The organism is Ruminococcus sp. RTP21198st1_G1_RTP21198_201120 (assembly GCF_040924265.1).
GTDB classification, from domain to species: Bacteria; Bacillota; Clostridia; order Oscillospirales; family Ruminococcaceae; genus Hominimerdicola; species Hominimerdicola aceti.
On the sequence record NZ_JBCOMH010000019.1, the window covers coordinates 1 to 12,436 of the forward strand.

Consider the following 12,436-nt stretch of genomic DNA (forward strand, 5'->3'; position numbering starts at 1 on the left):
TGTTATAGGTTCTTGTTTTAAACGTTGATACTCGTCACGAGTCAAATCGCCATTGAATGTCAGATGCTTCTTTACACACCTGTCAAACTTGCCATTTTCTTCTCTACCACTTTCTTCGTTGTAGTGATACTTACTCTTTAAGCAGAACAAAAAACTACTATCAGGCTCCATCTGATCAGAAATATAGCATTGAACCTCATATGGTGCATTCATTCTAAATGTACCTTCAATATTATCAGGCTTTATGGTTACATTCGCAAAGCCGCGCCCAGGAATCGCTCCGATTTCTGATACTTTTGAATTGAATATCTCGATATATTTATCCGAGGGCATTTCAAATGCGATTTTCTGCCCAAAATTGTTGAGATATGATGATAACCCTTTAGTATCTGATGCAGTAAATACAATTGAAATGCCTTTTGACAAACCATCTCTGCACATTTTGGCGAATTTTTCTTGATATGCTGAATACCTCGGTTCATCTTGGAACGAATTAAGATTATCAATTATAAATGTCGTGTGAACAATCTTTTTTTCACCGAAATATGAAGAAAATCCGGTTCCCTCCAGAATCTCAGTATTCTTCTTGATTCTTTCTTCAAGTATCCTGAAAACACGCTTAACATATTCTTCATTGGAATTATCAAAGTATGCTGCAACGAGAGGCATAGTTTTATAGGATGCAAGAGCTCCACCAAAATCTAATATAAAAATTTCCTCATCATCAGGATTAGTGATAATATGTAGCGTTTGAATCAGTAATTTAAGGAAGTTTGTTTTTCCACTCATTGCTGCACCGAACAGAGCTATATTTTTGTCGAGTAAGTCAACTTTAAAAAGAGGTTGCTTCTGTACAATAGGAATATCGTACTGACCTAACGTACAAATCAAGTTTCTCTTGTCCATTGCTGTATCAACTCCATTCTGTTGCATTTATAAGCTTAGGTTGTTTTATCTTAGTTTTTAATGGGGGAAGGAATATTGTCTCTGGAATTTGTTTTCCTGTATTAACTGCAATAATAGTGTCCACAACAAACTTCAATTGAGTAGCATTAGGATCAACATTTTTTTGTTGTGCCTGCAATACAGTATTATCCTTATCTGAACGATAGAACTTTTCATTAAAAGTTCCGCTGTCAGGCACAAATGTGATATTCACAGGATCTTCAATGCTTGTATTTTGATTAGAACCTGTATAGGCAGATTGAAAGTACTCAAAGCGAGAGCCTGTTCCTACAAGTAAATAGGCTCGTCCGTTCAGCGGCATTTTCGGAGCAGCCGCCACAGGACTATCAATCATTTCCTTGGAAGCTTGCTTCGTGGCAACCTTTAGGCAGATTCTTGCTTTTGAGTTTACTCTTATATCGTCAGTGATAGCACCCTCGATATTCTGTGATACAAGAATGATATGAAATCCAAGCGTTCTGCCAACACGGGCAATCGTTGTTATTTCCGCAATAAAGTCAACGTCATTGCTTTCGCTTGAAAAACGCTTTAATTCAGTAAACTCGTCAACTACAAGTACAAGATGAGAAAGACTTTTGATTTTATCCAGTCCTTTATTAACAAATGTGTCCATCTGTTTAGCGTTAAGTTTACTCATTTTCTCAAGAATCTTCTTGACTGTTTCAGAATAATCAGCATCGTCTATGGCTATTTTTTGCTGTTTGAGCTGAATTGAAATTTCATAGAGTTCTTTCAAAGACTTCGTCCCATCAGCTTCGATCATTCCGGAAATTTCTACCATTATTCGTCTTGCGCGAATATATGCATCCGCTGTATCTATTCCAAATTCCTGAAGAAGTAGTTTTCTCTTTTTAATTTCAGCATTAAGCGTCTCAAGAAATCGTTTCAGCATATATGCGGATGATATTCCTTCACTTTCACCTGCCGTATCGGTAACTACGCCGACACAATGTGGCAAATCTCCTAAACGATCTGAAAAACCTCCACCTTTCATATCAACTAACATTAAGTTTAAATCCATGGGAGAAAACTTCATACACAATCCGATTAGATAGGTGATAATAGTTTCGGATTTTCCGGAACCAGTAGTACCTGCAACAAGCATATGAGGACCGTCTGCTTTCTCATATAAGTCAAGTGACATTGATCCATGTTCATTTGCACCAATCTTAACACGTAAATTTCTGGTGACGTCATATTCTTCTTCACTTGATTCCCAGCACTCAAGTATGCGTTTTGCAAAAGGTGAGGTAGATAATGGATTATCCACACCATTTTCAGGAATGATATCATCACTAGAAATGTCATGCAATTTAAATAAGGTAACCATGCTTGGCACCTGACCGTTCTCTGCAATACGTGTATAATAAATGGCTGCAAGTCTTCGGTATGCAAGCTCATATTGTTCTTTGTATTCTTTAGAAGAGAAAATATAGTCATTCCAGAAATTGGGATACTTATTTGTCTCCGTCATATTAGCTAAGATGTTCTCTCGTGTCATAACGCTATAGCGTGGTACAACGTAGCCATATCCCACTTTTTTAGCGTCTACATTCATGTAAATTACATCTCCACAATAACGAGGAAGCTTATCCTTATCATCGCGGCAAAAAATAAATGTTAAACCGAGTTTATTCTGGTAGTCTTCACCCTCTTTGGGAGCTTCGGGAAGATATTTTGAAAAACCAGTAGACTTGATATTATAATCTTCAAATACTACACACACTATCTGGGTGTTATGTTCAGATTCAACTTCGTTTTCTTCATCGGATTGTATGTCCTTGGCTCTTTGAGTCATTATGTTCAATAATTGACCATAAACAAGACCAGCGCTCTCTTTGTCGAAAACGAACTGAGATGTATTTTCTAGTAATTCGTTGCAGTGAGGAAGAAATTTATATATATCAATCCTTTGTTTTTGCTCCTCTATACTCAATCCCTCTTCAAAGAAAAATACAAATTGAATATCTTCCGGAGAATGATAATAAGCGAGTTCTAATACAATGTGCTTAATAGTATCATGTGCAAAGGAATTGTCAGGAGAAACTATACCCAAGGCACCGGCATTTCTTATATCAAGCATATATGGTGCCTTAATACCGCTCTTACCCCATGTTTTACCATCAATATATCGGAAATATTCTGTGGAAAACCTGTATGGCAAATCAGAAAGCAATACTTTTTCTTCTGAGATCAGCCCTTCCCTTTGAGACTTCTTGAGTTTTGCTTCCTCATCCTTCCGTGTATGTTTCTTTATAAATGCATACCACGGTAATTCACTTTCAGGTGTAAGAATATAGATCCCTGCGATTCTCTTATCAGTTGTTCTCTCGTCTTTGCTATTAGTGCATGTTTCGTACCGTAAATAATAATAAACATCAGAAAAAATCTCATCTTTTTTCTCATATTTAATATCGAATAGAGGTTTCACATGCTCGGATACGCCTAAAGTAATACGCATGAAATCGTTATCATTTTGTGATCTTGAAAAAATAGCAGAATCTAGTGTAGATAACTGTGTGAACAGTTTTAACATATCCGGATACAACGACTGAAGATAGGTGAGGTCAGCTTTTTGCCAAATACCTATCTTTTCATCGATCAGACGTTTAATATATTTTTCGTAGTTTTCTTTCCATTCGGTTTTCTTCTTAGTGTTCGTTGCTCCTTGTTTAAAATAGTTGTAGGTGGATGTAACCAAAGTCATTACACCGGTAGCAGCCGTCATCATCCACATCATACCACCCATACCACTCGAACTGGCGGATTTAGACATCACAGCTCTAACGCCTATCATTCCTCCTGTAGAAAGAACGGTAGGTATCAAAATGTCGGCTAACGTTCTTTCGTCTTTTTCAGGTATATCACCTGGAGGGAGAATTTCAATATCCGATGAATCGACCGCTTCAAGAGTACGACTGCTTATATTGTATTCAAGGGGATTATCATCGGAATCAAGAATATAGCTACTTGGAATTTTATCAAAGAGCAGTTGACTCTCCAATTTACGCTTCATAGTTATCAGTAAAACGCTTGAAGTAACAAAGCCTAATTCAATTAGTGTTACCTTATTAGACAACAATTCTTCTTCAAAATTGATAACCTTGAATTTGCCTTTTCGAGAATAATCGACAACAAACTGCTTACGGTGTTTTAGATAATCCTTAAAAAGAATAAAATGTTCTGGAAAATTATTATGAAGTCCATAATACAGGCCTTCAATAAAAGCTTTTAGTGTTATATCATCCTTAACAAGGAAAGCGAGACTATCAGTGATTCCAGAGAATTTTTCACCATATTTATTCGAATCATTAGGAAAATCAAATTGAACTGAAATCATGATTTCATTATTTTTCATTTGCTACGCTCCTTGCATAATAGTATTATTCTTTGAATAACATCTGTAACCGTTTCTTTAGTTATCGATTGAGTTGCAGGTATGTTTATCTCCGGCATATCGGTAACCTTTACCGAATCAACAGGCTGAATCTGGGGAAGATGTGCGATGGCACTATCAGACTTTTCAGGCATACCAGTGATCCTAACTGAACCTACAGACTGAATCTGTGGAAGTTTTACGATAGCATTATCCGGCTTTTCAGGCATACCAGTGACCTTAACTGACACCACAGGCTGAATTTGATGAAGTTTTGTGATAGAACTATCTGGCTTTTTCGGCATACCAGTAACCTTTGCTGAACTCTCAAGCTGAATCTGTGGAAGTTTTGCAATAGCATTATCCGGCTTTTCCGGTATACCAGTAACCTTTACCGAGCCAACAGGCTGGATCTGAGGAAGTTTTGCAATAGCACTACCTGGCTTTTTCGGTATACTGGAAATCTTCACCGAGCCAACAGGCTGAATCTGAGAAAGTTTTATGATAGCATCATCTGGCTTTTTCGGCATACCAGTAACCTTTGCTGAACTCACAAGCTGAATCTGTGGAAGTTTTGCGATAGCACTATCCGGCTTTTTCGGCATACCAGTAACCTTTGCTGAACTCACAAGCTGAATCTGTGGAAGTTTTGCAATAGCATTATCCGGCTTTTCCGGTATACCAGTAACCTTTACCGAGCCAGCAGGCTGGATCTGAGGAAGTTTTGCAATAGCACTACCTGACTTTTTAGGAATACCTGCAAGACGTATTTTCCCTATGGGCATGACTGTTGGCATTATCCTTACAGCACCGCCTCGCTGATCTGACATTCCTTTAATGTGGATCTTACTAGGCGGAGTAAAACTCGAATAAGAAACAACCACCTTACGCATCTTATCTAATAATCCCTGTGGAAAAGAAACTTTCTTTGGAGCGACAATATCACATTGTGGGACATCAATTTTGGGAATTGGGTTAATACCACTGAACTTTGGCTTTCTATACTGATAATCAGCACCCTCGATTCTCTCAAGCTGTCCGACAAAAGCCATCCTCTCTTTATATAGTAGTAATTCTTTGTTATATACTTCTTTCTCAGAATCACTTAGTAAAGCAAGTTCTGCATCGGTTAACTCTCTAAACATATATTGCCACCTCCTAATAAAAAGTACAGCCTCAGCCAAATAATAGCACCGAGGCTGTACGCAATCCAACCAACTATTTTTTATAGTGCGAAGGTACATTATACACTTATGTAGGTGGGTTAATTGCCACCATTGCCTCCACCATTTCCTCTGATGCTATTCGCAAGCTGAGCATCAACATCATCAAAATTCTGCGCATTCGCCTTGAGAAGTTCTGAAAGGCCCTTAACTGCACCAGGAATATCCTTAGTTACAAGACCTTCAATATTAGTCTCAAAAAATTCAACTAAAGCATCCTTAGCGTCGCCTTCCATTGCCTCGATAGCAGCTTTAAAGGCGGCAACAAATGTCGTTGCTGCTTCTCCATACTGGGTTGAATAGTTCAAAAGATTTGTTACGCTCGTATCCATTGACGCTTTTACTACTCTACAACCTGCCATATTAGTATCCTCCTATAAATTACTTGTTATTTTCCGTTCCGAGTTGCTCATCAACGCCTTCAGTATCTGGTATAGCAGATTTGATACTCTTGCAAATTGATTCAAGCATCTCAAGCGCACCTTTGAGACTTGAACCTGTTGCAGGTTCAATATTGTTTGTGTAAAAGTTAACGAAGCCTTTCGATGCTGAACCAGTGAAATCACTCGCTGTAAGGGTTTCAACCTCTTTCTTTACAGTACCATAGAGACCATCAGAACCATTACCGTCAGCAGCACCAAAAGCGGTGGTACGGTATGCCTGAATGGCCTTGATTGCTTCATCCATCATCTCAGGTGTGATATTCACTGTTCCTGTTTTGCCCATGCCTGCCATAGTTAATTCCTCCTAAATATCGTTTTATTCATTCGTTCAGTTCCTCGAACTTAACGAATATATCCTTATAGTATCCTGTGCCTATTATAGTATTTAGCGTATCAGAAATATGCTGAATAACTGCACTCATATCCTCAATCGGCTGCAGAAGAACATTTTTAGCTGTAAACTGAATTTCATCTCCTGCCGAAGTATCCAATGCACTTGTTACATCTTCGTACATTTTTTCAAGCTTGGTTTTAAGATTAGCAGCTTGCTGTTTCAGCGATGCCATATCATCGGACGCCGTTTTAAATGCTGTATCATCAAGTACAATGTCATGAAAAAGAAATGCCATATTACTTACCTCCGTTCTTAGCTTCGTTCAGCTCTTCCATAAGAGGTTTCTGTAATTCTTCCTTGAGATACTTGCACTTTTCTTCTGCTTCATCAAACTGCTTAGTATCGATTAAACATCTCACTCGAAGCATCATTGCATTGATGTCTGTAGGATCTTTCAGTATATTATTTCTCAGCTTTTTAATAACTGAACCATACTGATCCTGCCAACCATCCAAGTTAAGATCTCGCATTGCTCTCGCTTCCGTGTACCAGCCGAGTTCAATCATTGAAGGCTCTTGACTCTTTTGTAACTCTAAAGCATAGTACATTATCTTACGATTGTCTTCAAGTAACGTATACGCACCAATGTACATACGATTGATTCTGTCTCTATCCTCAGCAGAAATATCAAACGCCTCGTCAGTGAGCTTGTATTCGTCGTTGTCTGCTTTAGATTCCTCAGTCGGAGTGATATATGTACCGCTTTTCCTCATCGCTTCCAGTTGTTCAACACTCAATTGTTCATAGCGATAAAGATTGGCATTCATCTCATTTAAAATCGAGTTTGGATCTAACTGTTGAGGTGTATACTCTCCAAACAGAACGCCGTTGTTATAAGAGAACACAGGCTTTTCCGCTGCAACTAAGCACTCTATGACTTTATCAGCATCTTCAAGCTGAAGATAGAGATCGGCGGCAGTTAAATAGCACTCGACAACATCAGAAATACTCGGTTTCTCTTTTTTCAGGAAATGCTTAATATAAGCTAACGCTTTCTCAAAATGAATCGTGTCGCCATCTTGTTCATGCTTAACAAGTTCGTAATTCACCATATCCCCGCAAAGAGCGAAAGGGAAGGAGGGGAGGTTCATTCGAGCATAACGCAATTCCTTAAACGCATCGTCTATACGTCCAGCCTGTTTGAGCAAAATGTAAGCAGCTTGATAGCCGGAATAGTCAGATGGTGCAAGCAGCTTCATCTGATTAGCAGTCTGCAAGCCATTTGTAATCTCATCAAGAAGCCCATAGATAACCGCCTTGCGTTTCAGTATATCCATGTCTGCCGGAATGATAAGCTCCGACTTTTTCAAATTGATGAGAGCATCATCAAGCTTTCCAAACTCCTGATTTACAATTCCAAGGATATGATACATCTGTCCTGCGGCATCTTCATTCAGCCCAAGCTCATCTGCTTTAGCAAAATTCTGCATGGCTTCAGCAATCTTATTTACGCTTGCCTGTGCATAGCCGAGGCTGAAAAAGCGATTTCCATTGTTCGGATCGCAGTTTACAGCTTTTTGGTAATACTCAATTGCATCCTCATATCTACCAAGTGACATACATACATTAGCTGCACACTGATAAGCATCTGCACAGTTTTCATCAAGCTTAATTGCTTCTTTTGCGAGTGTAAAAGCTTCTTGGAACTGACCATTAATAAACGCCACTTTTGAATTAGATATAAACTCAATGAGTCTTTCATTTTGTATATCTGACATTTTATCACTCCATTCTCTTCTGGACTGTTTACGAATCATTATACGAAATGAACCATATCATATGGATAATATTGCTCATTTTTCAAATCGTCATCTATAAAACCAAGTCTTTTTGCAATAGCACCAGCTTCAAAACACCAATATCCATAATACTGATATTTATTCACCAGTTCATGTGTACCATACCAAGCACTATCTACAGAGCCTTTATACCATCCTCTCAAATATTTTAGAAAAGCATCTCTATCTTCATCGTTAATGCTTTTTACTAACTTTTTGTATGGACGAGGAAAGGATATTTTCGATGTATCAAACTCACTTTTATTTCCAATGAGGATAAAATCTAATAATGAATCATATGTTTCAGATTTCCTCAATTTATTTTTTATTATATTCAACTTACCATCGTCCAAATTCAGAAGATATGCTAAAGAAGCAAAAATAATATTGCTCTCGTATACTGAATCATCCCACGCTTCACCAAACAAATCTAAAGAAGATTCAAATTCTTTTTTTATTTCTTCAATTGAATCACCTTTTGAATACTTAGCGATTATTATCCCGATTTTTTTTTGTAAAATGTAATCTTTTACAAAAAGTATCTTGTCATTTAAGTATTTTCCAGCAGCAATACCCTCTTCAAATCTTTTGATTCCTTCTGACATTTTCAAAATATACTCATCAAAATACTCTTTTGATTTAATTGTATCTCGCATAATATTCTCCTTAATATCAAAAATTCTTGATGTAAATAATTGTCTACTTTAATGACTTAACACTAGTTGTAACATTTACTAAACCGTTATCGTTACTTACATTTACTCTGAACAATTCCTTAACAGTATCACCAGTTGCAAGTCCTTCGATTATGTCATCTGGGTCATCGACTATTTTTCCTATATTATTTTTTATCCATTGATTAGCAGTCTGCAAGCCATTTGTAATCTCATCAAGAAGCCCATAGATAACCGCCTTGCGTTTCAGTATATCCATGTCTGCCGGAATGATAAGCTCCGACTTTTTCAAATTGATGAGGGCATCATCAAGTTTTCCGAACTCCTGATTTACAATTCCGAGGATATGATACATCTGTCCTGCAGCATCTTCGTTCAGCCCAAGCTCATCAGCTTTAGCGAAATTCTGCATAGCCTCAGCAATCTTATTCACACTTGCCTGTGCATAGCCAAGGCTGAAATAACGGTTTCCATTGTTCGGATCGCAGTTTACAGCTTTTTGGTAATACTCAATTGCATCCTCATACCTGCTGAGCGACATACACACATTTGCTGCACACTGATAAGCATCTGCACAGTTCTCATCAAGTTTAATCGCTTCTTTAGCGAGTTTAAAGGCTTCAGCCATCTGACCATTAATAAAAGCGACCCGAGAATTTGATATAACTTCAGCTAATTGCTCATTGACTTCAATCATAATTTTATCTCCTAAAATTTATCAATGACTTATATTTTTTTCGCATTCATTAAACCATTCTTCGACTAACTCAATTACATCCTTATCATAAACATCGGTTGCATTTTCATAATTGTAATTTGAGTCAAATGACTTAGAGTTAACATTGTATACTAATTTGAATTCGTGTGGACACTTTGCATCATAGGTATCACAAAGCTCAACAATGCTTTCTATATCTTCTATTCCACAATGAAAGAATTCCTTAATTTGAGCATCTGAACACCAATCATTGGTTGTGAACAACTTGCCATCTTTCTCAAAAAATGCGTCAATATACTCTTCGTCATCATTTTGTAATATGTATACATATATAACGTCTGCACTCTTTTCAGAATTCTTAAGTAATTCAAGGCAAAGCGAAATAACATTAGCTTGTGCATCAACAAATGCATCTTCAAAACCTTTTAACATAACAGATCTCCTTATTGTTAGATTTTAATTATTTGTTTTTATTATTAGTTTTTAAAATGTCGATTGAATAATTTTCCATCGATTTTGTACGAAACATCAAATGCTGACGGACGTGACGAACCATTTTTATATGAAAGGTTTATATCAATATCCGTTACTTTTTGACCATTCTTTAATGCAGTAGACCATTGTTTTTCCATATTTCTATATGTCTTAGGATTCCCTTTTATACCTCGGTTTAATCCGCTTTTCTGTGATACAAGGTTATCCAATTCTGGTGAACCACCGAATTGATCAGCAAACAAATGGCCTGCGTCATCACCAGGTAATTTACCGGCTGTGTTTGAATTATGGTTCAATCTTCCGTCATGGGTTTTGAATTTCAATTCGTCCGCATGAGCAGAACTTATATTACCATTTGCATCGGTTTTGTATGTGTAGCCGTTTTCTCCGGCTTTATACTCTTGATTTGGTTTTAATGTGCCATCTTCATTCATGTGTGGGGGACATGTTTTATTATGTACCCACGCTAAAAGATTACCAACAAAATAAGTATGGAAATCTTCAACTTGAAAATTGTGTACATCAATAAGTGTATCAAGCTCTTCGGTTTTGACATATTCAACGAATAGGTCATCACCATTAACACTTACAAGCTTATCATCTACAAGAAGCCTACCCGCTTCAATAAAACCTCTATCTTGTACATAGAATGGGTGATTGTCTGTAGTAACGATTTCTTCACCGTTGATAACAAGATGAACAAGCCTGTCCACCTTACGGATATATGTTTCAAGAACAGTTTTTTCACTTGTTTCGAGCGTATCAGGATCAGTTGAAATAACCTTATCACCAGGATTTAGCTTTTCAATAGCAAGCAGACCAGCAGTTGTAAGCACCAATGTACCAGCAATAAAACAAGCCATATTGTCCGCTGCAGCACCGGAGAAAGCTGATAATAAGCTTACACCCATCTGGAAATTGTTGTATACATCGCTCTGATGCATTTTGTTGTTCAGTTCTGTGATTGGGTTATTCGGATCTACCATTCCAAGTCCCAAAGAAACCATGTCAAAACCATCCATACTATTGGAAATGGCTCCGCTGATTTTAGAGGTTGTCTGGATTGCGTTTCCTAATTTAGAACCACAGGTTATAAATTTGCCAGCGATTCCGCCTACGCCGCCCAAGGCACCACCCATTATGGCACCATCTAATGCACCTTGGGCAAATCCTTCTAGGAATGACCCTCCGGTTAGCATACTGGTAATTCCGCCGATCAAGCCGCCGGTCAAAGCACCTTTTAAGGCACCGATAAGAATACCAGTGCCTATACCCTGTAAGCCAGGAACGCAAAGGCAGACAACAGCCGCTACGATTTCAATTACAAGCACGATCTCTTTCCAGTGATCTTTACACCACTGACCGACCTTCTTTAAGCCTTCGCAGAACTTTTCCCAGTCAGTCTTCTCGCAGTCAGGTTTAAGATAAGAGTATTGTTTGTAAAAGTCCTTCTTGGAACGAGATATTTCAGAAGAAGCAGAGTTATCACGATTTACCGTTAAGTTAATAAACTCATCGACTTCTCTTTGAGTTGCTTCAAGACCTGCAATCTGCTGCTCTTGTGTCTGAGATGAGGTCGAGATGCTCGTGACAACACTATCGCATACACTGCTGTTGATTCCGAGAACTTTCGATTTTAGGGCAGACAAATCCACGCAGAAGTCTCCGACAGCAGACTTAGCTTGGTTAATATAGTTAGACATATTGTTTATCTTACTTTTATATAGCTCGATCGTCGCCATGTACACACCTCCTATTCCTCACTATTATTACGTTACTATCGCATCCATAATCTTTTTATAGTAAGCCATATTAGCTAAACAACTACGTTTGCTTGCTTCATACTGGTCAATCATAGCCTGTGCTCGGCTTATTTCTGAATCAAGCTCTTGTATACGAGCATTCAATGCCTGTAATTCTTGGTTGAGTGCTTCTATAACTCCGGTAACAGTCGATGCTCCCTTTGATATAGCATCAAACACCGCTGTCAATTGAGAGTTAGCACTTGTCGCTTTTTCACCAAAAGCATTACATAAGTCAAAGGAACTGACAGTGCTTGAACTTACCATTGTCTTAAAGTTCGAGGCAGCATCTTCGACTTTACTGTTTATTTTGGTAAGGTGAGAAAAAAGGTCATCATGAACACCAGTTGTACCACTTATAGCTTCTAAAAGCTCTCTATTCTTTTGAATTTCAGTTTGCTTATTCTCTACTTGAACGCGTTTATTCTGACGTTCAGACTGATACTCGCCTATTTTATTCTGATAAGACACAACATATCCGCAATACTCATAATATTTGCGTTGCTCAATATTATAAAGCTGAGTAGCTTCTTCTGGAGTCATATTTCCACCCCCTTTTTATCTCGA

The 12,436-nt window shown here is 37.9% G+C and carries 12 protein-coding genes; all 12 read right to left on the reverse strand.

Features of this window, described 5'->3' with window-relative positions; translation table 11 throughout:
- On the reverse strand, positions 1–906 hold a 906-nt coding region (locus AB5627_RS11815), incomplete at its 3' end, for an FtsK/SpoIIIE domain-containing protein (RefSeq protein ID WP_368369855.1).
- A gap of 7 nt (positions 907–913) precedes the next feature.
- Entirely contained in the window at positions 914–4,324 is a 3,411-nt protein-coding gene (locus tag AB5627_RS11820) for an FtsK/SpoIIIE domain-containing protein (RefSeq protein ID WP_270759685.1), read from the reverse strand.
- Positions 4,321–5,487 carry a hypothetical protein gene (locus tag AB5627_RS11825; RefSeq protein ID WP_265290824.1) on the reverse strand — a complete coding sequence of 389 codons (1,167 nt, stop codon included), beginning with the start codon at positions 5,485–5,487 and terminating at the stop codon, positions 4,321–4,323. Before AB5627_RS11825 ends, AB5627_RS11820 begins: the two co-directional genes overlap by 4 nt.
- Before the next feature lie 119 nt (positions 5,488–5,606).
- Positions 5,607–5,927 carry a hypothetical protein gene (locus tag AB5627_RS11830; protein WP_117904549.1) on the reverse strand — a complete coding sequence of 107 codons (321 nt, stop codon included), beginning with the start codon at positions 5,925–5,927 and terminating at the stop codon, positions 5,607–5,609.
- Between the two features lie 19 nt (positions 5,928–5,946).
- Entirely contained in the window at positions 5,947–6,300 is a 354-nt protein-coding gene (locus AB5627_RS11835) for a hypothetical protein (RefSeq protein WP_117904546.1), read from the reverse strand.
- Between the two features lie 28 nt (positions 6,301–6,328).
- A complete protein-coding gene (locus AB5627_RS11840; protein WP_117904545.1) occupies positions 6,329–6,637 on the reverse strand; it encodes a hypothetical protein in 309 nt (102 codons plus the stop codon).
- Between the two features lies 1 nt (position 6,638).
- Positions 6,639–8,120, reverse strand: a complete 1,482-nt coding sequence (locus tag AB5627_RS11845; protein WP_181979834.1) for a tetratricopeptide repeat protein — start codon at positions 8,118–8,120, stop codon at positions 6,639–6,641.
- A gap of 38 nt (positions 8,121–8,158) precedes the next feature.
- Positions 8,159–8,836 carry a PoNe immunity protein domain-containing protein gene (locus AB5627_RS11850; protein WP_117904541.1) on the reverse strand — a complete coding sequence of 226 codons (678 nt, stop codon included), beginning with the start codon at positions 8,834–8,836 and terminating at the stop codon, positions 8,159–8,161.
- A gap of 43 nt (positions 8,837–8,879) precedes the next feature.
- Entirely contained in the window at positions 8,880–9,551 is a 672-nt protein-coding gene (locus AB5627_RS11855; RefSeq protein ID WP_368369856.1) for a tetratricopeptide repeat protein, read from the reverse strand.
- Positions 9,552–9,572: 21 nt separating this feature from the next.
- Positions 9,573–10,004 (reverse strand): hypothetical protein, encoded by a 432-nt coding sequence (locus tag AB5627_RS11860; RefSeq protein ID WP_178016790.1) that lies wholly within the window; start codon positions 10,002–10,004, stop codon positions 9,573–9,575.
- 44 nt (positions 10,005–10,048) lie between these two features.
- Positions 10,049–11,809, reverse strand: a complete 1,761-nt coding sequence (locus tag AB5627_RS11865) for a polymorphic toxin-type HINT domain-containing protein (protein WP_287214536.1) — start codon at positions 11,807–11,809, stop codon at positions 10,049–10,051.
- A gap of 27 nt (positions 11,810–11,836) precedes the next feature.
- Positions 11,837–12,412 carry a hypothetical protein gene (locus AB5627_RS11870; RefSeq protein WP_195221113.1) on the reverse strand — a complete coding sequence of 192 codons (576 nt, stop codon included), beginning with the start codon at positions 12,410–12,412 and terminating at the stop codon, positions 11,837–11,839.
- Between the last annotated feature and the right edge of the window lie 24 nt (positions 12,413–12,436).